Annotated in this window: 20 protein-coding genes; 10 read left to right on the forward strand and 10 right to left on the reverse strand. The window is 71.4% G+C overall.

Annotated features, from left to right (window positions below; all coding sequences use genetic code 11):
* Positions 1 to 269 precede the first annotated feature (269 nt).
* Positions 270 to 2,114, reverse strand: coding sequence for an FAD-dependent monooxygenase (locus tag MTES_RS03175; protein WP_013583740.1), 1,845 nt, complete (start codon positions 2,112 to 2,114; stop codon positions 270 to 272).
* Between the two features lie 97 nt (positions 2,115 to 2,211).
* Here MTES_RS03175 and MTES_RS03180 point away from each other — a divergent pair, with 97 nt between their 5' ends.
* The gene (locus MTES_RS03180) at positions 2,212 to 2,916 is read left to right on the forward strand and encodes an IclR family transcriptional regulator (RefSeq protein ID WP_013583741.1); all 705 of its coding nucleotides are present in this window, start codon (positions 2,212 to 2,214) and stop codon (positions 2,914 to 2,916) included.
* Between the two features lie 9 nt (positions 2,917 to 2,925).
* Here the strand turns inward: MTES_RS03180 and MTES_RS03185 are convergent, their stop codons facing one another.
* The 3 genes from MTES_RS03185 to MTES_RS03195 all read right to left on the reverse strand — a co-directional run bounded on the left by MTES_RS03185 (position 2,926) and on the right by MTES_RS03195 (position 5,405).
* Positions 2,926 to 3,567, reverse strand: a complete 642-nt coding sequence (locus MTES_RS03185; RefSeq protein ID WP_013583742.1) for a zinc ribbon domain-containing protein — start codon at positions 3,565 to 3,567, stop codon at positions 2,926 to 2,928.
* Position 3,568: 1 nt separating this feature from the next.
* Positions 3,569 to 4,162 (reverse strand): TetR/AcrR family transcriptional regulator, encoded by a 594-nt coding sequence (locus tag MTES_RS03190; protein WP_013583743.1) that lies wholly within the window; start codon positions 4,160 to 4,162, stop codon positions 3,569 to 3,571.
* A 70-nt stretch (positions 4,163 to 4,232) separates the two neighbouring features.
* Positions 4,233 to 5,405: an ROK family transcriptional regulator gene (locus MTES_RS03195; protein ID WP_043360948.1), complete on the reverse strand. Its 1,173-nt coding sequence runs from the start codon at positions 5,403 to 5,405 to the stop codon at positions 4,233 to 4,235.
* A 194-nt stretch (positions 5,406 to 5,599) separates the two neighbouring features.
* On the opposite strand from MTES_RS03195, the gene MTES_RS03200 reads away from it, so the two are divergent.
* From MTES_RS03200 to MTES_RS03230, 7 genes are all read left to right on the forward strand, one after another.
* Positions 5,600 to 6,367 (forward strand): ATP-binding cassette domain-containing protein, encoded by a 768-nt coding sequence (locus tag MTES_RS03200; RefSeq protein ID WP_013583745.1) that lies wholly within the window; start codon positions 5,600 to 5,602, stop codon positions 6,365 to 6,367.
* Positions 6,368 to 6,440: 73 nt separating this feature from the next.
* A complete protein-coding gene (locus MTES_RS03205) occupies positions 6,441 to 7,424 on the forward strand; it encodes a sugar ABC transporter substrate-binding protein (RefSeq protein WP_013583746.1) in 984 nt (327 codons plus the stop codon).
* A gap of 57 nt (positions 7,425 to 7,481) precedes the next feature.
* Complete coding sequence (locus MTES_RS03210) at positions 7,482 to 8,447, forward strand: ABC transporter permease (RefSeq protein ID WP_013583747.1); 966 nt, start codon at positions 7,482 to 7,484, stop codon at positions 8,445 to 8,447.
* Between the two features lie 63 nt (positions 8,448 to 8,510).
* Positions 8,511 to 9,323: an SGNH/GDSL hydrolase family protein gene (locus tag MTES_RS03215; RefSeq protein ID WP_231848173.1), complete on the forward strand. Its 813-nt coding sequence runs from the start codon at positions 8,511 to 8,513 to the stop codon at positions 9,321 to 9,323.
* Positions 9,324 to 9,397: 74 nt separating this feature from the next.
* Positions 9,398 to 11,419 (forward strand): primary-amine oxidase, encoded by a 2,022-nt coding sequence (locus MTES_RS03220; RefSeq protein WP_013583749.1) that lies wholly within the window; start codon positions 9,398 to 9,400, stop codon positions 11,417 to 11,419.
* A gap of 190 nt (positions 11,420 to 11,609) precedes the next feature.
* Positions 11,610 to 12,203, forward strand: coding sequence for a TetR/AcrR family transcriptional regulator (locus tag MTES_RS03225; RefSeq protein ID WP_013583750.1), 594 nt, complete (start codon positions 11,610 to 11,612; stop codon positions 12,201 to 12,203).
* Between the two features lie 116 nt (positions 12,204 to 12,319).
* A complete protein-coding gene (locus MTES_RS03230; RefSeq protein ID WP_013583751.1) occupies positions 12,320 to 13,273 on the forward strand; it encodes a helix-turn-helix domain-containing protein in 954 nt (317 codons plus the stop codon).
* A gap of 256 nt (positions 13,274 to 13,529) precedes the next feature.
* Here MTES_RS03230 and MTES_RS03235 read toward each other — a convergent pair whose 3' ends face one another.
* Both MTES_RS03235 and MTES_RS03240 read right to left on the reverse strand, forming a co-directional pair.
* A complete protein-coding gene (locus MTES_RS03235) occupies positions 13,530 to 14,333 on the reverse strand; it encodes an SDR family NAD(P)-dependent oxidoreductase (protein ID WP_013583752.1) in 804 nt (267 codons plus the stop codon).
* Positions 14,334 to 14,448: 115 nt separating this feature from the next.
* Positions 14,449 to 15,180: an SDR family NAD(P)-dependent oxidoreductase gene (locus tag MTES_RS03240; protein WP_043360951.1), complete on the reverse strand. Its 732-nt coding sequence runs from the start codon at positions 15,178 to 15,180 to the stop codon at positions 14,449 to 14,451.
* Between the two features lie 157 nt (positions 15,181 to 15,337).
* Here MTES_RS03240 and MTES_RS03245 point away from each other — a divergent pair, with 157 nt between their 5' ends.
* Positions 15,338 to 16,819: an APC family permease gene (locus MTES_RS03245; protein ID WP_013583754.1), complete on the forward strand. Its 1,482-nt coding sequence runs from the start codon at positions 15,338 to 15,340 to the stop codon at positions 16,817 to 16,819.
* A 118-nt stretch (positions 16,820 to 16,937) separates the two neighbouring features.
* Positions 16,938 to 17,756 (forward strand): molybdenum cofactor biosynthesis F family protein, encoded by an 819-nt coding sequence (locus MTES_RS03250; RefSeq protein WP_013583755.1) that lies wholly within the window; start codon positions 16,938 to 16,940, stop codon positions 17,754 to 17,756.
* A 252-nt stretch (positions 17,757 to 18,008) separates the two neighbouring features.
* On the opposite strand, the gene MTES_RS03255 is transcribed toward MTES_RS03250, so the two are convergent.
* From MTES_RS03255 to MTES_RS03270, 4 genes are all read right to left on the reverse strand, one after another.
* Positions 18,009 to 19,043: an ABC transporter permease gene (locus tag MTES_RS03255; protein ID WP_013583756.1), complete on the reverse strand. Its 1,035-nt coding sequence runs from the start codon at positions 19,041 to 19,043 to the stop codon at positions 18,009 to 18,011.
* A complete protein-coding gene (locus tag MTES_RS03260) occupies positions 19,040 to 20,602 on the reverse strand; it encodes a sugar ABC transporter ATP-binding protein (protein WP_013583757.1) in 1,563 nt (520 codons plus the stop codon). The genes MTES_RS03255 and MTES_RS03260 overlap by 4 nt, the downstream gene beginning before the upstream one ends.
* 57 nt (positions 20,603 to 20,659) lie before the next feature.
* Positions 20,660 to 21,661 carry a sugar ABC transporter substrate-binding protein gene (locus tag MTES_RS03265; RefSeq protein WP_013583758.1) on the reverse strand — a complete coding sequence of 334 codons (1,002 nt, stop codon included), beginning with the start codon at positions 21,659 to 21,661 and terminating at the stop codon, positions 20,660 to 20,662.
* Between the two features lie 75 nt (positions 21,662 to 21,736).
* Positions 21,737 to 23,386, reverse strand: a complete 1,650-nt coding sequence (locus MTES_RS03270) for an amidohydrolase (RefSeq protein WP_013583759.1) — start codon at positions 23,384 to 23,386, stop codon at positions 21,737 to 21,739.
* Between the last annotated feature and the right edge of the window lie 151 nt (positions 23,387 to 23,537).

The raw sequence follows: 23,537 nt of genomic DNA on the forward strand, positions 1-23,537 counted from the left end.
CCTGGATCGGGGCGGGGTTTCCCGCCCATTCTTGTCAGGGCACGCGCGCGCGCCGATATACGTGGCGTACAAAGGGGATGCCGAGATCGCCGCCGTGGACGCCGGGGGCGGTGCCGCGGTCCGCGTCGCGCGGGGACCGTGTCCCGCGCCGCTCGGCGCCGCGCCACCCCCGCGATAAACGCCATTCCTCGCCGGAAACGCCGCGACGCCGCGTTTCTGGCGAGGATCGGCGTTTATCGGGAGCATCCGCGGCGAGCAGAACGCACGCGTCAGGTCGCCGCGGCGACCGCCGGCACGGCCACCACGCCCGCGAGGAACCGCTCCAGACCAGCCGGGTCGGTCAGCGGCAGCACGTGCGCGACGTACTGATCGGGGCGCACCACGACCACGGCCCCCGCGGCGCCGATCCCGCGCTCGGCGAAGATGTCGGCGCTCGTCCACGCCGAGGGCGCGGCGGCGAAGACCTTCTCGAGGTCGGTCAGGCCGAGCGGCCCGGAGCGCGGGCGGAACAGGGCGGGCACGTCGACGACGTCCTCCCACCGGCCGGGGAAGACCACCTTCACGTCGAACACGGCGTCGAGGTCGGCACCCTCGGGCGTGAAGCGCTCGACGATCGGGAGCGCGGCCGCCGCCCACGCCCGCAGAGCCGAGCCCTCGGCATCCGCGAAGGCGTACACGCGCCAGCGTCCGTCTGCGCGAGCATGGTGCCCGAGATGCACGGCGTTTCCGTCGCACACCCGCACGACCTCCACGCTCTGGAAGCGCTTGCCGACGGGGAATCCGGATGCCAGCTCCTCGGCCGCGTCCGACGCGACGATGCGCGAGGGGGCGTAGTGCGTGCCGAAGCCGGAGGGGAACTCCGCGGTGGCGAGGTAATAGGTCGCGAGCTCGTCGGGGTCGGTGATCTCGCCGGGCTTGCGCGCCATGAGCGACGACCACTCGCGGTCGAAGTCGATGAGCTGCTGGGCGACCGGGCGCCGTTCGGCGTCGTAGGTGCGCAGCAGGTCGACGGGAGCGAGACCGGTGAGCACGTGCCCGAGCTTCCAGCCGAGGTTGAAGCCGTCCTGCATCGAGACGTTCATCCCCTGCCCCGCCTTCGCGCTGTGCGTGTGACAGGCGTCGCCGGTGAGGAAGACGCGGGGGTTCTCGAGGTCGTCGACGAACTGGTCGGTCACCCGGTGGCCCACCTCGTAGACGCTGTGCCAGGCCACCTGCTTCACGTCGAGCGTGTACGGGTGGAGGATCTCGTTCGCCCGGCGGATGATCTCCTCGATCGGCGTCTGGCGCACGCGCCGATCGTCGTCGGCGGCGACCTCACCGAGATCGATGTACATCCGGCTGAGGTACCCGCCCTCGCGCGGGATGTGCAGGATGTTGCCGGCCGCGGCGTTGATCGCGCACTTGATGCGCCAGTCAGGGAAGTCCGTCTCGACGAGAACGTCCATGACACCCCACGCGTGCTGCGCGGCAGCACCGACGTGGCTTCGTCCGATCGCCTGGCGCACGCCACTGCGGGCCCCGTCGCACCCCGCGACGTATTTCGCACGGATGGTGCGCTCCCCCGCGTCGGTACCCACGCGCACATCGACGTGGTCGTCCTGCACCTCGAGCCCCAGGAACTCCACGCCGTAGTCGGGCACGATGCGCGCCGGGCCGTTCGCCGCCGCCTCGGCGAAGTAGTCGAGCACGCGCGCCTGGTTGACGATCAGGTGCGGGAACTCGCTGATCTTGTAGCCGTAGTCCTCGGTCCGGGTCGTGCGGACGATCCGCTCCGGGTTCTCGGGGTCGGGCGCCCAGAAGTTCATCCAACCGATGTTGTACGCCTCGGCGGTGATGCGGTCGGCGAACCCGAAGGCCTGGAACGTCTCGACGCTGCGCGGCTGGATGCCATCGGCCTGACCCAGAGCGAGCCTGCCGTCGCGCTTCTCGATGAGGCGCGTGGTGAGCTGCGGGAACTGCGACATCTGTGCCGCGAGCAGCATGCCCGCCGGCCCGGAGCCGACGATGAGCACGTCGACCTCGTCGGGGAGGTCGTCCGGGCGGTCGATGCCCGTGCCGGCGGCGTTCTGCACGCGCGGGTCGCCGGAGACGTAACCGTGGTGGTGGAACTGCATCGTTTCTCCTGACGTCGTCGTCGGACTTGCTCGCCGCGGGGGTTCGTTCTATATTCGAACAGAGCGTTCTTCTATCGAACGAGAGGTTAGCTCCCCCATGCCCGCACGGCAAGAGGCGTCACCCGCGTCGCAGACGCTGAGCCGCGGCATCCGGTTGCTCGAAGAGCTCGCCGACGCGCGCACTCCCCTGTCGATCGACGACCTGGCGGCCCGCGTCGAACTGCATCGCTCGGTCGCGTACCGACTGCTGCGCACCCTCGAAGACCACGGATTGGTGACCCGGGATGCCGCGGGCGCGGTGCGTCTCGGAACGGGTCTCGCGGCGCTGGCGGCGGGCGTCGCCGCCGACCTGCAGGCCGAGGCTCTGCCCGAGCTGACCGCGGCGGCGAACGAGCTGGGCATGACGTGCTTCCTCGTGGTGCTCGACCACGACGAATGCGTGACGCTCACGAGCGTCGAGCCGCGGCACGCGGTCACCGCCGTCGCTCAGCGGCCGGGGGCTCGGCATCCGGTCACCCGGGGGGCTCCCGGCCGGGCCATCCTCGCCCAGCTGCCTCCGCGCCGCTGGCCCGAGACCGTCGACGCCCGCCTCGCGGCCGAGGTCGCGGACGCCGCGGAGCGCGGGTGGGCGACGAGTCACGACGAGGTGGTGCCGTCGCTGCGGGCGGTGGCCGTACCCCTCAGCGTGCAGGGGCGCCAGCCCGCCGCGGTGGCGGCGGTCTACGTCGCGACCTCCCTCGACGACGCCGCGATCGCCGCGCGCCTGGCAGCCGCCGCCGAAGCGGTGCGCGTCGCCCTGTAGCCCGCGAGGTCAGCTCGCGAGGCCCGTCCCGCACGAGGAGCAGAAGCGGGCGCCCGACGGGTTCTCCGAGCCGCAGCCCGTGCAGGTCGCGACGACGACGAGCGGCGACCCGCACTCCCCGCAGAACTTGCCGCCGTGCGACTGCGCGCCGCACGCGCCGCAGCGCGGTCGGGCCGGCGTCTTCAGGTCGACGCCCCCGACCATGTCGACGGTCTCGAGCCGCTCCTGCACCTGCCGGCGCCGCGCCTCGGCCTGCAGCTGCGCGAGCTCCTCGACCGCGATCGGCGAGCAGCGCACGCACTGGCCGACCCCGTCGTTCCAGCACACGTCGTCGCACACCCAGTCGCTGCAGGCGCGGCACTGGTGGAACTTCGGGGCGATCTCCGCCGTCGCCGCGCGCAGCGCCTGGTCCTTGGCCGGAGAGTTCGTCCCGCGGTCGAGGAGCCGATCGGCCATCGAGGTGAACTGCGACACCTGCCCGCCGAAGAGGTTGCCGATTCCGCGCGCGAGCCGCTGCCCGGCGGCCCGCGGGTCGGACCGGAAGGCTGACCGGTAGCCGTTGCCGCAGCGTTCGCAGCGGAACTCGAACTGATAGCCGTCGGTGTTCGACAGGTCGCTGAAGTTGTCGGTGAACGGGACGAGATCGCTCATGTCACTCCTGATCGGGGGCGGGGGCACGCGGGGTGCCGGGTGAAGGGGAAAGCGGCGGCCGCTCACCGAAGACGAGGTCGATGAGCGGGGCGAAGTCGTAGTCGCGGGAGTACCGCGGGGCTTCCATGAGGAGGAGGTTGTTGATGAGCATCCCGCGCCCCATGAACGCCCACAGCTCCGCGTCGCTCGCCCCGGCCTCCCGCAGGGTCCGGTAGACGTCGTCGAACTGCCGCCGGGATTCCGCACCGATCGCCGGCTCGGCGGTCGCCGCCGAGAACGCGTGCGCCCACACCAGCAGGGCCGCGGGATTCGACAGGACGAGCTCTCGATAGGCCGCGCCGAGACGGTCCCCGTCGAAGCCGTCCGTCATCGCGGCGCGGAAGACCTCGACGATCTCGGCGGCGGCGAACGCATGGGTACGCACGAACAGCTCGAGCTTCGAGCCGAATGTGCGGATCACGTACGGCTGCGACACCCCCATCTCGGCCGCGACCTGGGCCGTCGAGGTCCCGAAGTACCCCCGCGCGGCGAAAGCGCGCACCGACCCCGCGAGCAGCTCGGCATCGCGGGCGGCACGGCGTCGGGGGGTCGGCATCCGCGGTCCTTCCGGGGGCGGTGTTATCGCTTGATAATACTGCGACCTCCGACCGCCGTCACCTGTTGCTTCACCCGCCGGCGGGCAGCCATCCCGACGCCGTGAGGGCGAGCGCCACCGCACCCATCACCGTCGACCGCTCGGCGAGCGCGCCCCGCACGATCTCGGGCGCCGACTGGGTGTCGGGGATGAGTCCGCGACGCAGCGCGCGGGCGAACGGCTCGAGCACGGCATCGCCGGCCTCGGCCATCGCGCCGACCACGATCACCCGCTGCGGCGCGAAGAGCAGGCACGCGCGCGACGCGGCGTCGCCGACGAGCTCGGCGGCATCGGAGACGATCCGCGATGCCCGCGGCTCACCGGCGACCGTCCGCTCCACGAGAGATCGCACGTCGGGCGTCTCGGTGTCGGTCGACACCGCGTCCAGCAGGGCGGGGATCGCGGCGAAGGTGTCGAGGCATCCCCTCTTCCCGCACCGGCACACCTGCCCCTCCGCCGCCACCGCGAAGTGGCCGATCTCGCCCGAGCCGGCACCCCCCACGAGGCGATCGCGCACGATCAGCCCCGCCCCGATCCCGCTGTGGAACTTCACCGTCAGCGAGTCGGCCACGTCGCGACCGGCGCCGAAGACGTGCTCGCCGAGGGCGGCGAGGTTCGCGTCGTTCTCGATCACGGTGTCGACGCCGAAGGTCTCGGTCAGCTCTTCGGCCGTGGTGCCCGACCATCCCGGAAGCACCGCCGAGCCGATCACGCGTCGACGCACCGCGTCGATGGGCCCGGGCAGGGCGACTCCGACCGTGACGACGGCCCCCTGTTCCTCGGGAAGCGCCGACACGGCCGACCGGTAGAGCTGCGCGGCGACGGAGAGCCCCTCCTCGCTCGAGTACCGCTCGGCCAGACGGCTCTCCCGCGTCACCAGCACCCGGGCATGCACATCGCACACCGCGACGCGGACCGTACGGAAGCCGAAGTCGATGCCCGCCACCGAGGCCAGGGCGGGATCCACACTGAGACCCCGGCCCCTCGGCCCCGTGCGCGACACCGGCTCCCCGGCATCCTCCACCTCGTGCAGCACCCCCTCCACGGCGAGGCTCTGCGCGGCCGAGGTGATCGTGGAAGCGGCGAGGCCCGTACGGCGGGCGAGGTCTGCGCGGCTGATCGGACCGTGGTCGCGCACCGCGGCGAGGACACGGTGGCGCGTGCTCGACGCGTCTTCTCCGGCGACGTCGACGAAGGTTCTCATGCGGCGAACATAGCCCGCGTCACGCGTCATCTCCAGCCCAACACTTCATTGAACGAAGGATTGTTGCGCTCAGTGTCCAAAATTTGTCTTGACAGGTTCACCGAACGAAGGATTTACTGAGCCTCGCCCGACGGTCCATCGACACGTCGGAGCACCACCGACGTGTCACCGACGATCCGAAGGACTGCCCGACCATGGTCACGCCAAGCCTCGAACTGCAGGGCATCACCAAGCGCTTCGGCCACGTGGCCGCTCTCCGCGACGTCCACCTGTCGGCGTACGCCGGACAGATCCTCGCGGTGGTCGGCGACAACGGCGCCGGCAAGTCGAGCCTGATCCGCACGATCAGCGGCGTCTACCGCCCCGACGAGGGGACCGTCCGCGTCGACGGGGCGGAGCAGGTCTTCACCAATCCCGCCGCGGCGCGCTCCGCCGGCATCGCCACGGTGTTCCAGGACCTCGCCCTCATCGAGGTCCTGGACGTCGCCACCAACATGTTCATCGGCCAGTACCCGCGCCGCGGCCCCTTCGTGCGACGCCGGACGATGGAGCGCGAGACCCGCGCCTTCCTGGACGAGCTCGGCGTCTCGGTCGCCTCGGTGCGCACCGAGATCGGCATGCTCTCCGGCGGGCAGCGCCAGATCGTCGCGATCGCCCGGGCGATGCGCACCGGCGGCCGCATCGTGCTGCTGGACGAGCCGACCGCCGCCCTCGGGGTGCGCGAGACGGCCCAAGCAGCCGACATGATCCGCACGCTCCGCGAGCGGGGCAACACCGTGATCATCGTCAGCCACGACATGTCGCTCGTCTTCGATCTCGCCGATCGCATCCAGGTCATGCGCCTCGGCCGCGTCGCCGGAATCCGGGAACGAGCGCAGACCACGCGCGACGAGATCATCGGCCTCATCACCGGAGCGGTCACCGGCGACGAGGGCACCGCCCCGGCGGACACCGCAGCCTGACCGGTCCCACCCCAGGGCGGCACAGCCCGCGCCGCCCGCACTCGCACCCGACGAACGACAGAGAGGTCTTCGCATGTCCCTCATCTCCACCCGGCGCCTCGCCGCCACGGCACTCGCCGGCGCCACCCTCGTCGCGGCCCTCACGGGCTGCGGCGCCCTTTCGGGCGGCTCCATCGCCGCCTCCTCCGATCCCTCCGCCTCGCTGCGCGAGGTGAAGACGATCACGTACGTGAACCCCGCTCCCTTCTACCCCGCCTTCGACGACGTCGGACGCTGCTTCGAGGACGCGGCGAAGAAGAACGGCTGGACGCCGGTCGAGGTCGGCACCTCGGGCAGCGCGGTCGACAACCAGGGCGCGATCGACCTCATCTCGCAGGCGATCGCCAACGGCACCGACGCCCTCGTCGTCTTCCCGACGATCCCCGAGCTGTTCACCCCCGTCATCACGCAGGCCCGCAACGCGGACATCTACGTCGTGGCACAGAACGCGGGCGACCCCAGCACCGGACAGCAGACGCAGGTCGGAACGGATGCCACGCAGCTCGGCGCGCTCATCGCCGAGGGGCTGGGAAAGACCGACCCGAACGCGCAGGTCGGCATCCTCTCGGGGTCGGCCAGCACCACCCCGCACGTGCAGGAGATCCAGGGGTTCACCGACTACGCGAAGGAGCACTTCCCGAACATGAAGGTCGTCGCCAGCGACTACACGAACGGCGACCCGACCAAGGCCCCCGAGCTCTTCAGCAACATGCTGACCGCCCACCCCGAGATCACCGCGCTGTTCCCCATCGAGGGCACCTCGGTCGCAGCCGCCATCACCGCCGTGAAGGAGCGCGGGCTCACCGGGAAGGTGAACGTCGTCGCCAACGACCTCACCGACGATCACCGGGCCTCGATCGAGGACGGCACCCTGCTGGGCGTCGGCGAACAGGGATGGTGCGAGTCGGGGACGAAGGCCGTCGAGGCGGTCAAGGACCTCTCCGAGGGGAAGACCCTCCCCGCCTTCATCGCCACCACGAGCACGTTCTACGACAAGAGCAACCTCCCCGCGAAGTGACCGGCGTCGGGACCCGGCCGCGGCCGGGTCCCGACCTCAGAGAGCGAGACCCCACCCGTGCGAAACGTCGTCCGTCGCATTGCCGCGGCCCCTCAGCTGGGCCTGATCCTCATCATCGTCCTGTTGATCCTCGTCGCCCAGGCGGCCAACCCGCAGGCCCTGGCCCCGGCGAACATCGTCGAGATCCTCCGGTCGAGCGCGCTGTACTTCATCGGGGCCAGCGCGGCCACTCTCGTGCTGGTCGGAGGCGGCCTCGATCTGTCCATCGGCTCGCTCTTCGCGGTCGGCGGCGTCACCGTGGGCATCTCGATGAACGCGGGCGTGCCGTGGCCGCTCGCGATCATCGTCGCCCTGGCGGTGTGCGCGCTGCTGGGGCTGGTCAACGCCTCCCTGATCACATGGGTGGGCGTTCCCCCGTTCATCGCCACGCTGGGCATGCTCTTCGCCGCGAGCGGCGTGGTCGTCGTCTCCACCGGCGGGATCCCCCGCTTCGGCTTTCCGAGCGCGTTCACCGACCTCGCCCAGCTCAACCTCTTCGGCATCCCTCTGCTGGTCTACTACGCCGTCGCCGTGGGTATCGCGGCGCACGTCGTCCTGCAGCACACGGTCTTCGGCTACAACATCCGGGCCTTCGGCGGGAACGCCACGGCCGCGCGGGCCAACGGCATCCGAGCCTCCCGGATGAACATCTCGCTCTACGTCATCAGCGCGGTCGTCGCGGGACTCTGCGGCGTCCTGTTGGCCTCCCGCGTCGCCACGGCCGACCCGGGTGCGGGCGGCACCGGCTTCGCCTTCCAGGTGCTCGCGGCCGTGATCATCGGCGGCACGAGCCTGTTCGGCGGGGTCGGCACCATCACCGGCACGGCCCTCGGAGCGCTGCTCTTCGCCGTCATCAACAACACCCTCGCGCTGACGAACACCAACCCCCAGTGGCAGAACGTCGCGACGGGAGTGATCCTCGTCACCGCCGTCGCGGTCGACCACCTGCGCCGCAAGCGGCGCTTCGCGGTGCGCTCGACCTGAGCCTCGGCATCCCGTCTCTCCCTTCATTGCCTGTCGTCCTGGAAGGACCGCCCCGTGACCGAGATGTCGGATCCGCATCGCATCACCGCTCGTTTCGTTCACCCGGCCGGACAGCCGTTCGTCCAGCGGGCGGGGGTCGGGGCCGCCGAGAGCGCGCCGTTCGCGGCGCTCCTCGCCGGCGTCGACGAAGCGACGTTGACCGGGTACCTCGCGGCGTTCGACGCGGACGTGCGCGCGTCGGCCGCCCTCGTCGACCCCGAGTTCGCGACGCGCCTGCCGTTCGCCCCGGGTGACCGGATCCTCGCGCTGGGCGATTCGATCACCGACGACTCCCTGTCGTGGGCGCACCAGTTGCAGGCGTATCTCGATCTGCACCGTGCGGCCGACGGCATCCGGGTCGTGAACGCCGGTATCACCGGCAACACCACCCAGGAGGCCGTGGCCCGCATCGACCTCATCGCCGCGGCGCGTCCGACGTGGGTGATCCAGATGCTCGGTACGAACGACGCGCGGCGTCACGGGAGTCTCCGCGCGCGGATGCAGTCGATCGAGGAGACCCGCCGGAACCTGTGGCTGCTCGCCGAGCTGATCGCCGTGGAGACCGGCGCGACGCACGTCTGCCTCACCCCTCCCCCGGTGGTCGAAGCCGATGCCGACGCCTGGGAGCCGTTCCAGCAGGAGCGGATCACGTGGCGCGAGGCCGACGTCGCCGAGATCGCGGACGCCGTCCGCGCGCACGACGGCACGGTCGTGGATGTGCACGCGCGGCTGCGTAGCGCCCCGGAGGGATGGCTGCTGCCGGACGGCGTGCACCCGACGCTCATGGGCCAACGCCTCATCCTCGAGACCGTGCTGCGGGAGCTGGCCGGGTCCTGAATCCCGCGCCGACGGGCATCGATGCGGCACGCGCAGACAATCGCGCGCGCGACCGAGGCACCACAGTGGACGGTATGCACGAGCACGAGCCCTCCGCTCCCCCGCAGCCCGGCGGCAACCCCGACGTCCGCGCCCCGCACGATGCCGGTCCCGCCGTCCACCCGCTGGACCCTCTCACCGCCGAGGAGATCGAGCGCACGCGCGACATCCTCGTCGCCGCGGGCCTGCTCGGCGAGACCGTGCGGGTGCCCATGCTGCTGCCCGCCGAGCCCGACAAGAAGGCGGTGGCTTCGTGGCATCCGGGAGATCCGATCGATCGCCGCGCCGATGTGACCCTGCTCGACACGGCGACCGGCGAGGTGACCGAGGCGATCGTGTCGATCACGGCGGGCGAGGTCGTCCAGAGCCGCCGCCACCCCGCCGACACCGCGCCGTACGGCCAGCCGCAGTACCTCTTCGAGGAGTACGAGCGCGCCGCCGAGTTGGTCAAAGCCTCCCCCGAGTGGCGCGCCGCGATGGTGCGCCGGGGCCTCGCCGACCGGATCGAGCTGGCGTTCTGCACACCCCTCGCCCCCGGGTTCGTCGGGCGGGAGAACGAGGTCGGGCGCCGCGTCATCCGCTCCCTCACCTTCCTCCGCGACAGCGAGGACGACATCGCCTGGGCGCACCCCGTCGAGGGCCTCATCGTGCACATCGACCTCACCGCGAACCGGGTGATCGGCCTCGAGGACGAGGGCGACGTGCCCGTGCCGGCGGGCAGTGGCCGGTACGACCCCGCGGCCACCGGCCCCGCGCGCACGACGCTCAAGCCGATCGAGATCACGCAGCCCGAGGGGCCGAGCTTCCACGTCGAAGGCTCGCACGTGCAGTGGGAGAACTGGCAGCTGCGCGTCGACTTCAACGCCCGCGAGGGACTCGTGCTGCACGACGTGCGCTTCGACGATCGCCCCGTGCTCTCGCGCGCGAGCGTGCCCGAGATGGTCGTGCCCTACGGCGACACGAGCAACACCCGGTTCTGGATCAGCTACTTCGACGCCGGCGAGTACCTGCTCGGCAAGAACGCCAATCACCTGGAACTCGGATGCGACTGCCTCGGCGTCATCCACTACTTCGACGGGCACGTCGCCGACGATCACGGGCACGCGATGCGCATCCCGAACGCGGTGTGCATGCACGAGGAGGACTACGGCGTGCTGTGGAAGCACACCGAGCCCGGCCCCGTCGGCTCGCACGTGCGCCGGTCGCGGCGCCTGGTGGTGTCGTACTTCGCCACGATCGGCAACTACGACTACGGCTTCTTCTGGTACTTCTACCTCGACGGCTCGATCCAGGTCGAGGCCAAGGCCACCGGCATCGTGTTCGTCGGCGGCGGTGAGCCCGGCTCGACGAACCGGCACGCGCCCGAGATCGCCCCCGGCGTCTTCGCGCCCGTGCACCAGCACCTCTTCTCGGCACGCCTCGACATGGCGATCGACGGCGACGAGAACCGCCTGTTCGAGGTGGATGCCGTGCGCATCCCGATGGGCGAGGACAACCCCTTCGGCAACGCCTTCACGTGGTCGCACACGCTGCTGCGCACCGAGCAGGAGGCGCAGCGCGAGGCCGACACCTCCGTCGCGCGCGTGTGGGAGGTGCAGTCCACTTCTCGGACCAACTACGTGGGCAAGCCCACGGCGTACCACCTCATCCCGGAACCGACCGCGCTGCTGATGGCCGACCCGGCCTCGACCGTCGCCGCCCGGGCCGCCTTCGCGACGAAGCACCTGTGGGGCACCGCCTACGACCCCGAGGAGCGCTGGCCCGCCGGCCGCTACCCGAACGCGCACGCCGGAGGAGCGGGCCTTCCCGCCTACACGGCTGACGACCGTTCGATCGACGGCGCCGACCTCGTGCTCTGGCACACGTTCGGCCTCACGCACGTCCCGCGCCCCGAGGACTGGCCGATCATGCCGGTCGACTACGCCGGGTTCTGGCTCAAGCCCTACGGCTTCCTCGACCGCAACCCCGCGCTGGATCTGCCGGAGTCGTCGCAAGCACACGCGCGGGGCGGCGACGGCTGCTGCGGCGGCGGTGACGCCTGCCACTGCGGGCACTGAGGGCGGGTCGGGCCGGGGACGGCGCGCAACCTCCGTGATACGCGCAACCTCAGCCGGAATCTCCGGATGCCACTGACCCTGGGCACATCGCGGAAGTCACGCCGGCGGATAGGGTGGGCCGGTCCGTGCCCGCCGTCTCCCTCGTGCGAGGGCGGGTGTCGGCATCCGGACAGGACCAAGGAGAACCCCCGTGCCCCGACGCGTGGACCACGATGCGCGACGCCACGAGATCGTGCTGGCCACGTGGCGTCTCATCGCTGAGCGCGGCATCGAAGCCACGACCATGCGCGAGCTCGCTCGCGAGCTGGGGCTCGCCAACGGCAGCGTCACGCACTACTTCCCCGACAAGAGCGCGATCCTCACCGCCGCGTTCGCGCACGTGTTCGACGCCACGACCGCGCGCTTCGAGCGGGGTCGCGCCCGGACGGGTGACACCGGGCTCGCGGCGTTGCGGGCGTTTCTCCTCGAAGCGGCCCCGATCGACGAGGAGCGCTCCCTCGAGGCACGGATCGTCATCGCCTTCCTCGAGTACGCCGCTGCCGACCCGGCCCTGGCCGAGATGTTCCGCGGGCTGATGCGTCAGTGGCAGGAGGCGTTCGCCGAGATGGTGGCCGAGGCCCAGGAGCGCGGCGAGGTGCGCGACGGCCTCGACGTGCAGGCCGTGAGCGACGCGATCCTGCACGCGGTGAACGGCATGCAGGCCAACGGCGTGCTCCTGCCCGAGACGGCGCGAGAGGAGCGCATGCTCGCGACCGTCGACGCGCTCGTCGAGATGCTCCGCTGAACGGGGCTCTCGCGGCATCCGATACATCGGGGTAATATTCGGGAAACTTTGGTTCTACAAGCGTCGGATAAAAAGGACGCGGGAACCGAGTGCCGAGGGAAACGAGGAGGTCTCCCATGCCGATCGCTGCCATCCGCCAGCCGGGCGTCACCGCCGTCCACGCCGCCGATCTGGCCGCGTTCCGCGCGGCCGTCGACGACAGCTTCGTCCCGCTGCATGTCACCGCGGCCGACCCCGACCGCTTCCGCGGCTCGATTCGCGCGGCCTCGGCCGACGGCATCCACGTCAGCACCGTCGCGGCATCCGCGCACGTCGTGGAGCGCACCCCCGACCTCATCGCGCGCGCCGACGGCCCCGCCGTGAAGATGAGCCTCATGCTGGCGGGCACCGGTCTGCTGGTCCAGGACGGCCGCGAAGCGCTCCTGCGCCCCGGAGACTTCGCCGTCTACGACACCTCCCGCCCGTACACGCTGGCGTTCAGCGGCGACTTCCGCACGATCGTGACGATGTTCGCGCCGAGCGCCCTCCCCCTGCCGTCGTCGGCCCTCGCGCAGCTGACCGCCGTGCGCGTGCCGGGCGACGGCGGGCTCGGTGGCGTCGTCGCCCCCTTCCTCGCGCAGCTCGGGACCCACCTCGACCAGGTCGCCAGCCCGTCCGGGTCTCGGCTGGTGCACACCGCGCTCGACCTGCTCACGACGGTCTACGCCCACGAGCTCGGCAGCGACGTCGCCGCGGGCGATCCGCACGCCGCCCTCCGTCGCCGCGTCGAGGAGCACATCGACACCCACCTCGCCTCCCCCGACCTCGGGCCGGGAACGATCGCCGCCGCGCACTACATCTCGACGCGGCACCTGCACACGCTCTTCCAGGGCCAGGGCACGACCGTGGCCGCGCTCATCCGCGCGCGTCGCCTCGAGCGCTGCCGGCGCGACCTGACGGATCCGCTGCTCGCCGATCAGTCGGTCTCGGCGATCGGCGCGCGGTGGGGATTCCCGGATGCCGCGCACTTCAGCCGCACCTTCAAATCGGCGTTCGGCTTCTCCCCGAGCGAGTGCCGCGCGGGGCGCTGAGCGCCCCCATGTCCCACTTATGACAGAGCATGTCCCGGAAGTGGTGGGTTGAGAGGCCCTCAACCGACCATTTCTGGGACATGGTCCCGCGCGCGGCGCGGCGCCGGCGATCACATCCCCGCGTGGTCGAAGGCGATGCGCGCGACTGCCCCCTATGTCCCACTTATGACGGTGCGTGTCCCAGAAGTGGTCGGTTGAAGGGCCCTCAACTGACCATAAGTGGGACATGATCCCGCGCGCGGCACGGCCCGCGAGGTCACACCCCGGCATGGTCGAAGGCGATCGTCGGCACGTCGACGATCTGCGCGCCGCCGTCGGCGACGATCGTCGCTCCGGTGATGTACGACGAGTCCGGGGACGCGAGGAAGCGCACCACCCCCGCGATCTCGTCGGGCTGCGCCGGGCGTCCGAGCGGCACGTCCGTGGTCACGGCCGCGTAGGCCGCCGCGCGGTCGGAGAGCCCCGCGGCTCGGGCGAAGGCATCCATCTCCTCATCGGCCATGGGCGTCGCCACCCAGCCCGGGCAGACCGTGTTGACCCGCACGCCGGCACGGCCGTAGTCGCGCGCGAGGGAGCGGGTGAGTCCGATCAGCGCGTGTTTGCCGACGGTGTAACCGGCGACGGAGGGACCTGCGGCGAGGCCCGCGATCGACGACATCACCACGACGCGTCCCCGGGCCGCGATGAGCGCCGGGAGGGCGGCGCGGACCATGACGAACGCCGTCGTGACGTTGGCGCGCAGCGCCGCCTCCCACGCGTCGTCGTCGGTGTCGGCGACGGTGGCGAAGCCGTGCCCGCCGGCGTTCGCGACGACGATATCGAGCCTCCCGCGCTCCTCGAGGATGCGCGCGACCAGCGCTTCCGCGTCGGCGGATCGCGCGGCGTCCGCGGCGAGCGCCGTCCCACCGATATCCGTCGCAACGCGCTCGAGGGGCTCGAGCCGGCGCCCCGTGACGACGACGTGCACGCCCTCGCGCGCGAGCCGCCGAGCGACCGCCTCGCCGATCCCCGTCCCGCCGCCCGTCACCAGCGCCACCTGGCCCCGTAGTTCGTCGTTCATCGTCCCTGCTCTCCGCTCGCGCCCGCGCGCGAGCCTGCTTCAAGCCGCGATCCCGCGGTCCGCCGTTCGCCCGTGCATCCGCGTGAGCCTGTCCTGCGCGGCGCCGTCCTGCCGCTCACGCCGGAAACCCCGACCGTGCACTGACACCGAAATCCGACACCCAGGTCGCCGCCGACACCGGCCGCAGGCGCGGGGATGCCAACAGCACGATCTGGTCGGCCACCTCGGCCGGCGTCTGCACCGGGTATTCCGCGTCGGCGAAGCCGCTCGGCATCCCGAGATCTCCGCGACTCATCGGGGTGTCGACGATCGAGGGGCACACGGCGTTGACGCGGATCCCCTCGGGCGCGAGCTCGACGGCGGCGGCGCGCGCGAGCTGGAGCAGCGCGGCTTTCGAGGCGCCGTAGGGCACCATGCCCGGGGTGGCGACGAGCGCCGAGTCACTCGCCACGATGACGACCGAGGCGGCATCCGACCTCCGCAGCCACGGCAGCGCCGCGCGCAGCGCGAGGAAGGCGCCCGTGACGTTGACGGCGAAGACGCGTTCCCAATCCGCCACCGACGTCTCGGCGAGCGGGGTGCCCACCGGGCCGGAGATGCCCGCCGCCAGCACCAGTACGTCGAGTCCGCCGACCTCCCGCGCGCACGCGTCCACCGCGGCGGCGGCCGCGTCGGCATCCGTGAGGTCGGCGACGACGCCCGGAGCCCCGACCTCCCGCACGCGCGGGTCGAGGTCGACCCCTCCGGTGCGCGCCCCCTCGGCGGCGAGCGCCCGCACGGCGGCGCGTCCGATTCCTCCGGCGGCGCCGGTGACGAGCGCTCTGCGCGCGGTGAGGTGAAGGTCCATGCCGCCATCCTGTTCGCGGCGGCGGCGGGCGGCATCCGTCCCTGCACGGACGCAACAGGCCCCCTCACCCGCGGTCAAGTCCGGAGCGCGCGAGCGGAGCAAGATCGCTGCAACGGGCGCCGCTGCCCGCTCGGAACCCGAACCCGAAGGATTCGCCATGACCGACTCGACCACCGCCGGCTCCTCCACCGCGTTGCAGCGCGGCGCGTTGGGCGTCGCCGGCATCGTCTTCCTCGTTCTCGCCGCCGTCGCGCCGCTGACCGGGATCGTCGTGGTCGCCTCGCTCGCGATCGCGCTCGGCAACGGCGGCGGCACGCCCGCGTCGTTCCTGATCATCGCGGTGATCCTGCTGCTGTTCGCGGTCGGCTACGCGCAGATGTCGAAGCAGCTGGTCAACGCCGGCGGCTTCTACGCCTTCGTCGTCAAGGGGCTCGGGCGCACGGGCGGGCTCATCGCGGGCCTGATCGCCACCCTCGGCTACAACTTCTTCGTCGTCGGCACGATCGGCACGAGCGGCTTCTTCATGCAGTCGATCATCGCCGGGCTGACCGGCTTCGACCTTCACTGGTACGTATGGGGGCTGCTGTCGATCGTCGTCTGCTTCCTCATGGCGCGCACGGGCGTCGACTTCTCGTCAAAGGTGCTCGGCGTCGCCCTCGTGCTCGAGGTGCTGATGCTCGTCGTGTTCGACATCTCGGTGCTGGTGCAGACGGGGTACGACCTGGGCGCCTTTTCCCCCGAAGCCGTCTTCTCGGGCTCGCTGCCAATCGGCCTCTTGCTGGCGGCGACCGGCTTCCTCGGGTTCGAGGCGACCGCGCTGTTCGGCGAAGAAGCGCGCAACCCGCTGAAGACCATCCCCCGCGCCACCTACACCGCGATCATCGCGATCGGCGTGATCCTCGGCGTCACCACCTGGGCCGTGGTCAGCGCGACCGGCGTCGCCCAGGCGCAGGGCACCGCTCAGGAGCATCTGGCCACGGGTGACCTCATCTTCAGCCTCGCGGCGACCTACCTCGGTCCGCAGCTCACCGTCGTCATGCAGGTCCTCCTGCTGGTGAGCCTGTTCGCGGCGATGCTCGCCTTCCACAACTCCGCCACGCGCTACCTCTACGCCCTCGGCCGTGCCCGCGTGCTGCCCTTCGCCCTCGCCCGCACGCGCGCCTCGGGTGCCCCGCAACTCGCCGGCATCGTGCAGGCCGCGTTCGCCGCGATCGTCGCGGGGATCTTCGCCCTCGTGGGCCTCGACCCGATCCTCAACCTCGTCCCCGCGATGCTCGGCTTCGGCACGCTCTCCGTGATCGTGCTGCAGGCGCTCGCGGCCCTGTCGATCGTGGTCTTCTTCCGCCGCCGCGGCGACCGCCGCTGGTGGAGCACGCTGATCGCCCCCGGCGTCGGCTTCCTCGCGCTGTCGGTCATCGTGGTGCTGGCCGTCGTGAACTTCGACGTCGTCGCCGGATCCAACGAACCCGCGATCCGCCTGATGCCGCTGCTGCTGGTCGCGGCCGTGATCGGGGGGATCGGGTACGCCGTGTTCCTGCGCCGCCGCAAGCCCGCCGTGTACGCCGGGCTGTCCGACGACCTCGAGGCCTTCAACGTGGCCTCGGCCGAGAAGGGCAAAGACCCGGTCCCCGGACTCTGATTCCGGATGCCGCACCCCGGCGGGTCCGTCCCGTCCGGCCGCGCTCCGCCGACGCCCGGCGAAGCGTGGGGCCGCGGCATCCGTCCCGCTCCTCCCTCCCTCCAGAGAAAGAAATCGCATGACGACCGACACCCTGAACCTGTCCGACACCCGCACCTGGCTGCCGCTCGACGGGCTCGCACCCGGCTTCGACGCGGCCAAGGCTGAGCTGACCGTTGCCCTCGCGGGCCGCACGTTCACCACCGTGGATGAGAGCGGCACGCGGACGGAGTACCGCTTCGGAGCGGATGCCGTGGAGTGGACGTCGACGTCCGAGAACGGCCGCGACGCCGTCGAGGTCATCGAGGTCGACGAGGAGCTGTACTACGCGCAGTACACCCCCGCCGCGCACCCTGACGAGGCCGTGACCCTCATCCTCGACCTGCGCAGCGGGCACGCGCTGACGGTGATCAGCACCCTGGGGACGGCCGCGCCCGGGCGCACCGCGGTGCAGATGAGCTTCACGCCCGCGACCATCGCCGAGCTCGAGGTGAGCGGGGACGCTCCGGCGCCGACCGACGAGCTGATCGGCCGCCGCGTGCTGTGGGTGTACTCGACGGTGCACGCCTACGAGCACGTGTACCTCTCGCCGCACTGGTACTCGTGGCACTGCCTCGCCGGCCCCGAGCAGGGCCTCGCCGACACCGACGAGAACACCGTGTGGCGAGTGCGTCCCGGCATCTACGTCTTCACGTGGCGCGAGAAGGTCATCCCGTGCGGCTCGGTGACGATCGCCGACCACCGCGACCAGAAGGCGCTGCGCGCCCACGGCGTGCTGTTCGGCACCGACGAGTCGGGCTCCGGCGCCACGCACTTCACCTTCGGCGCGCACGGGCGCCTGCTGTCGAACACCGTTCACCCCGTCGAGTACGACCCCGCGCGTCCGTTGGAGCGCTGAGCGTTCTTCGCCGGAGAGCCGCGTCCCCGAGTGGGGCGCGGCTCTTTCGTGTGCGCGTGTCAGCCGTGCGCGGCTGAGCCGTGCGCCCTCTGACCGCGAATACGCCACAGAATCGGACGGGAGCACCAGAATCGGATGCCGCGGCGGCATCCATCCGATTTCGCTGCGGCGATCCGATATCGAGGTGCCCGCGCCCACCGCCGCGGGCACGCGAAGGCCGCGCCCCCGTGGGGACGCGGCCGGTGCGACAGATCAGGCAGCCAGCGCCACCAGCTTCCGCGCCCGCGCCGTCGCGAGCCGCAGACGCAGCACGTGCGTGAGGGCGCTCAGGCCGATCGCCGCGACGAGCGCGAGGCCGCTGGCGACCGCCTGCCAGAACGTCGTGACGCCCAGCAGCACGAGCGAGTTGTTCAGCGCGCCGTAGAACAGCACGCCCACGACGACCCCGAAGATGGTTCCCTCACCGCCGGTGAGCGCGACCCCGCCGAGCAGCACCGCCGTCAGCACGACGAGTTCGAACCCGGCACCGAGCTGCCCGGCCGGGGCGCTGTTCAGGCGAGCGGCGACGATCGTGCCGGCGAAGCCCGACATCGCCCCCGACAGCACGAAGAGCGCGAACGGCAGGCGCCGAACCGGGACGCCGGAGAGGTACGCCGCCTGTCGATTGACACCGACCGCGTAGACGTGGCGGCCGGTGGGCGTGAGCGACAGGAAGATTCCGGCGGCGATGAGCAGCAGCGCCGCGATCCACACCGACAGGGGCACGCCCGCGACCGTCCCGACGCCGAGCAGGCCGAACTGGTCGCCGAAGTTGTTCCGCGGCGTGGGGCTGATGAGCTGCGCCACCCCGCGCACCGCGGTGAGCGTGCCGAGGGTGGTGATGAACGAGTTCAACCCGAGGATCGTGATGATCACGGCGTTCACGAGCCCCACCAGCGCCCCCGCGAGGATCGCGAGCACGATGGCGACGGCGGGCTGCCCGGCGCCCTTGTCCATGACGAGGGATGCCACCACCCCGCCGAGCGCGAGGCTCGAGCCCACCGAGAGGTCGATGTAGCCCGCGATGAGGAGCATGGCGACGGGAATGGCGACGATCGCGATGACCGCGCTGTCCTGCAGGATGCCGCGGATGTTCTGCCATCCGAAGAAGGAATCGGTCGCGATCTGCACACCGATCACAAGGATGATCAGCACGATGAGCAACGGGGTGCGCACGACGCCCTCGACAGCGGCGCGCAGGAAACGGTTCTCTGTGACGAGCGGGCTCGTCACGGTGGATTTCGTCACGGCAGGGGTCCTTCGGTGAGATCGGCGGAAGCGGGGTGGGCGACGGGTCCGGTCGTGGCTCCCGCGGCAGCGGGGGCGGTGTGGATGGCCGAGAGCAGGCCGTCAGCCGTGGTCAGGGCGACGTCGACCTCGTCGACGACGGCCCCCTTCGAGAAGATGAGGCAGCGGTGCGCGAGGTCGACGACCTCTTCGGGCTCGTTGGTCGCGACGATCACCCCCATCCCCTGCTCGGCGGCGAGGGTCTTGATCGCGTCGTAGATGTCCTTCCGGGCGCCGACATCGACGCCCTGGGTCGGGTCGTCGAGCAGGATCACCCGCGTGCGCGCGGCGTCGTTGACCCAGCGTGCGAGCAGGATCTTCTGCTGGTTGCCGCCGCTGAACCGACCGGCGGGCAGGTCGGCCGCACGCGGGCGCAGGGCGAGACCGTCGGCGATGCGGTCGAACACCCCCCGTTCGGCGCGAAGCGACCGCAGCCCCCACGATCCGAGGCGGCGCATCGCGTCGATGACGGTGTTGTCCTGGGCGGGGAGCGCGGCGAACAGCCCCTCTCGCGCACGGTCCGCCGGAACGAGGGCGATACCGGCGCGCAGTCCCTGCGCGGGTGAGCGCGTCTCGCGCGGCACGCCGTCGATGAACAACGTGCCGCCGGTGCGCGGCATCCGTCCGAAGACCGTACTGAGGAACCGCGTGCGCCCCGAACCGACCAGCCCGTAGCAGGCGACGATCTCGCCGGGCGCGACGGACAGGTCGATCGGCGTGAGCCCGGGTGCCGTGAGCCCGCGGACCTCCAGCACGGGCGTCTCGCCACGCCGCGGAGGGGCGGGACGCTCGTTCGTCGCGCCGTGACCGTCGCTGATCGCCGCGACCAGCGCGTCGCGCGTGATGGCGGACCCCTCCGCCGACCACACGGCGCGTCCGTTGCGCATCACGGTCGCGGCGTCCGCGAGCGCGAGCACCTCGCCGAGCAGATGCGTGACGTACAGGATCGCGATCCCCCGGCCGGCGAGGTCGCGCACGAGCTCGCCGAGGCGGGCAGCCTCGGCCCGCGAGAGGGCGGCGGTCGGCTCGTCGAACACGATGAGCCGAGCGTCGCGCCGCACGACCTTCGCGATCTCGACGAGCTGTCGCTGGCCGATCGGCAGGGTCGACACCTTCACGTCGGGGTCGATGCCGGTCGCGCCGACCGCGTCGAGAGCCGCGCGGGCGAGCCGATGCTGCTCGCCGCGGCGGATGACACCGCCGGCCGTGAGTTCCTGGCCGATGAAGAGGTTCTCGGCGACCGTCATGTTCTCCAGCAGGCTCAGGTGCTGGTAGATGACCGCGACGCCCGCGGCGATGGAGGTCCGCGGGGTGAGGGCGTCGTGGGTCGTGCCGTCGATGTCGATGGTGCCGGCGGTCGGGGCGACGCCGCCGCCCAGACACGCGATGAGGGTGGACTTCCCGGCTCCGTTGTGGCCGAGCAGCGCGTGGATACGCCCGCCGGGGATGTCGAGGGTGACGTCGTCGAGGGCGAGGGTCGCCCCGTACCGCTTCGTCAGGCCGCGCACGGTGACAGACATGTCGATTCCGTTCTCGTCGGAAAGGGGCGGGGCGGGTCACCCCGCCCCGCCGAGAGGTCAGCCGCCGAGCTCGGTGATGTAGCTCGACAGGTTCGGGTCGGAGACCGTGACCACCTTCACGGGGAGGTCGACGCTGGCATCCGTCTTCCCCTCGCCGAGGGCGATGGGGATGTCGATGACGTTGTCGACGAGGTCCTTCAGCGAGAAGTAGGTCGCGGCTCGGAAGAAGTTCCCTTCCTGCATCTTCTGCAGCAGGAAGAGGTTGGGGTCGAGACCGCCGACGTAGGTCTTCGGGTCGTTCTCGGCGCGACCCGATGCGACGAGCGCCTGATACGCCCCCTGCGCGGCATCGCCGACGGCCGAGACCACGACGTTGGCGTTCGGGTGCTGCGCGAGCAGCGTCGTGGTCACCGAGAGCCCGTCATCGGGGGTCACCGCCTGCTGCTGACCGACGATCTGCAGGTCGGGGCCGGTTTCCTTGAGCCCGTCGAGCAGGCCCTTCGTGCGCTCCTGACCGATCTGACGCTCGGTCTCGCTCAGCACGATGACCTCGGCGTTCGGCCCGACGTTCTTCAGCGCCCACTCCGCGGCATCCTTCCCCAGGTCGTAACCCGACTGGTAGAAGCTGAACTGCAGGGTGGCGTCCTGGTTGGTCATGTCGCCGCCGTAGGTGACCCAGTACTTCCCGGCGGCCCGGTACTGCTGGGCGACCGACTCGAGGCTGGCGGGGTCGACGGGGAACGACACGACGGCGTCGACGTCGCTGCCGAGGTTCGAGGTGAGCTGGCTCACCTGCTTCTGCAGGTCCATCTCGTCGTTGGTGAACGTGACCTCGACGCCCTTCTCGGCCGCACGCGCCTGCACGATGTTCGTGATGGCGCCGTACACGGGCAGGGCGGTGAAGGGGTAGTCGAACAGGATCTTCTTCACGGGCCCGCGGTCGGCCGAGGCGGTGGCCCCGGTGCCGGCGTCGTCGGCGGCCGTGGTGCTGCAGGCCGAGAGGGCGAGGCCGGCGAGGGCGACCGTGGCGAGGGCGGTCAGGCGGAGACTGCGCTTCATGATGCTCCTTGCGGTGAGGTGAGTGCTGCGTGATGGTGCAGGGGGGAAGCTTTCGAGCGAGACGGATGCCAGGGGTCAGGGCGTCCACACGCGTCGGCCCGCGAACCACGTCTCGACCGCGCGGGTGTCCACGACGCGCTCGATGTCGACGGCGAAGGGGTCCTGGTCGAGCACGACGTAGTCCGCCGACTTGCCCGCGGTGAGCGAACCCGTCACGTCGCCGAGCCCCATCGCGGTCGCCGCGTTCACGGTGAAGACCTCGAAGGCCTCCGCGAGGGTGAGTGCCTGCTCGGGCCACAGGGTCCCGGGTGCCCGGCCGAGCGGGTCGGCGCGCGTGACGAGTCCCTGGATGCCCTCCCACGGATTGGGCGAGACGCTGACCGGCCAGTCGGACCCGCCGGCGACGAGCACGCCGCGGTCGACGAGGTCGCGGTTGGGCTGGAGGTGCGCGGCCTCGGGCTGGGGGCGGACGTGGGCGATGGCATCCGGGATCACGCCCGGGAACCACAGGAACGGCGAGATGTCGGCCGACACGTCGAGGTCGACGAAGCGCTGCCGATCGTCGGGGTGCACGAACTGGCCGTGGGCGATCTGGTAGCGGGTGCTCGTGTCGCCGCTCGCGCGGACGGCGGCGATCGCGTCGAGCGCGATGCGGACGGCGGCGTCGCCCGTGCAGTGGATCTTCGCCCCGAGTCCCTGCGCCGCGGTGCGGGTGAGCCAGTCGGTGAGTTCCGCCGGGTCCATCGTGGTCACGCCGCAGTGCGCGTGACCGTGGTCCGCGCTCGGCAGGTAGGGGGTCAGGAACGCCCCGGTGTGGGTGGGCGGCACCCCGTCGAGCGCGACCTTGACGAAATCGGGGCGGTGGTGGGAGGTGCGGAACTCCTCGCGTCGCGCGACGAGCTCGTCCCCCACGGGCGTGTTCGCGAAGAGGAACTCGCTCGACAGCAGCGACGACACGACCCAGGCGTGCAGGTCGCCGGCGACGTCGAGGTCGCGGAGCGCCCCCATGATCTCGACGGTGGCGGCGGCATCCTGGAACGCGGTGATCCCGAAGGAGTGCAGGATCTCGATCGCGCGGGCACTCGCCCGGCGGTAACGCTCGGGGGTGCGGGCAAGGCTCCGGTCGAGCGCCTCGGTGACCGGTAGGGTGGCCGACTCCATGAGGAGCCCGGTCGGCTCCCCCGACGCGGGGTCGCGCACGATGCGCCCCTGGGCGGGGTCGGGAGTGTCGGAGTGGATGCCGGCTGCCGCCAGCGCCGCGGAGTTCGCGAAGCGATTGTGGTGGCTGTCGTCGGTGAGCACGACGGGACGCCCGCCCGCCGCCTCGTCGAAGCGCGCGCGGGTCTCGGCGCAGGCGAAGTCGTCGAGCAGCACGCTCCCGAATGCCTCTCCCACGATCCACTCACCCGGGCCGAGCCCGGCGGCGTACGCGCGAACCGCCTCGAGCACCACGTCGAGCCCCGCCGTGGGCGGGAAGGCGAGCTGGAAGAGGTCGGCCTCGCCCGCCATGAGGTGGTGGTTGTGCACGTCGACGAGCCCGGGCACGACCGTCGCGCCCTCCAGATCACGGATCTCGGTCGCGGGCCCCGCGGTGGCGAGCACCTCCTCGTCCGTGCCGACAGCGAGCAGGCGACCGTCCGCCACGGCGAGCGCGGTGGCTCGAGGCTGCGAGCGATCGGCCGTGTGGATGACGGCACCGTGCAAGATGAGGTCGGCGACGGTCATGGGGTCTCCCGAGGGGTCGGCGGACGCGTGTCCGGTGCGGGCGGAGCAGGGTCGCCGGAGCGGGTGACGTGCCGGCGAGTGCGGGTGGGGCGGGCGGAGCGGCAGTGCTGCGGTGCGGGTTCGACCGGTGGGGCGGGTGAGTACATCCTCC

Source organism: Microbacterium testaceum StLB037 (genome assembly GCF_000202635.1).
Classification (GTDB): domain Bacteria; phylum Actinomycetota; class Actinomycetes; order Actinomycetales; family Microbacteriaceae; genus Microbacterium; species Microbacterium testaceum_F.

Bases quoted from the DNA above. Each gene is read 5' to 3' on its own strand.
- MTES_RS03175 (WP_013583740.1), bottom strand. From the start codon at position 2,114: ATGCAGTTCCACCACCACGGTTACGTCTCCGGCGACCCGCGCGTGCAG.
- MTES_RS03180 (WP_013583741.1), top strand. From the start codon at position 2,212: ATGCCCGCACGGCAAGAGGCGTCACCCGCGTCGCAGACGCTGAGCCGC.
- MTES_RS03185 (WP_013583742.1), bottom strand. From the start codon at position 3,567: ATGAGCGATCTCGTCCCGTTCACCGACAACTTCAGCGACCTGTCGAAC.
- MTES_RS03190 (WP_013583743.1), bottom strand. From the start codon at position 4,162: ATGCCGACCCCCCGACGCCGTGCCGCCCGCGATGCCGAGCTGCTCGCG.
- MTES_RS03195 (WP_043360948.1), bottom strand. From the start codon at position 5,405: ATGAGAACCTTCGTCGACGTCGCCGGAGAAGACGCGTCGAGCACGCGC.
- MTES_RS03200 (WP_013583745.1), top strand. From the start codon at position 5,600: ATGGTCACGCCAAGCCTCGAACTGCAGGGCATCACCAAGCGCTTCGGC.
- MTES_RS03205 (WP_013583746.1), top strand. From the start codon at position 6,441: ATGTCCCTCATCTCCACCCGGCGCCTCGCCGCCACGGCACTCGCCGGC.
- MTES_RS03215 (WP_231848173.1), top strand. From the start codon at position 8,511: ATGTCGGATCCGCATCGCATCACCGCTCGTTTCGTTCACCCGGCCGGA.
- MTES_RS03220 (WP_013583749.1), top strand. From the start codon at position 9,398: ATGCACGAGCACGAGCCCTCCGCTCCCCCGCAGCCCGGCGGCAACCCC.
- MTES_RS03230 (WP_013583751.1), top strand. From the start codon at position 12,320: ATGCCGATCGCTGCCATCCGCCAGCCGGGCGTCACCGCCGTCCACGCC.
- MTES_RS03235 (WP_013583752.1), bottom strand. From the start codon at position 14,333: ATGAACGACGAACTACGGGGCCAGGTGGCGCTGGTGACGGGCGGCGGG.
- MTES_RS03240 (WP_043360951.1), bottom strand. From the start codon at position 15,180: ATGGACCTTCACCTCACCGCGCGCAGAGCGCTCGTCACCGGCGCCGCC.
- MTES_RS03245 (WP_013583754.1), top strand. From the start codon at position 15,338: ATGACCGACTCGACCACCGCCGGCTCCTCCACCGCGTTGCAGCGCGGC.
- MTES_RS03250 (WP_013583755.1), top strand. From the start codon at position 16,938: ATGACGACCGACACCCTGAACCTGTCCGACACCCGCACCTGGCTGCCG.
- MTES_RS03260 (WP_013583757.1), bottom strand. From the start codon at position 20,602: ATGTCTGTCACCGTGCGCGGCCTGACGAAGCGGTACGGGGCGACCCTC.
- MTES_RS03265 (WP_013583758.1), bottom strand. From the start codon at position 21,661: ATGAAGCGCAGTCTCCGCCTGACCGCCCTCGCCACGGTCGCCCTCGCC.
- MTES_RS03270 (WP_013583759.1), bottom strand. From the start codon at position 23,386: ATGACCGTCGCCGACCTCATCTTGCACGGTGCCGTCATCCACACGGCC.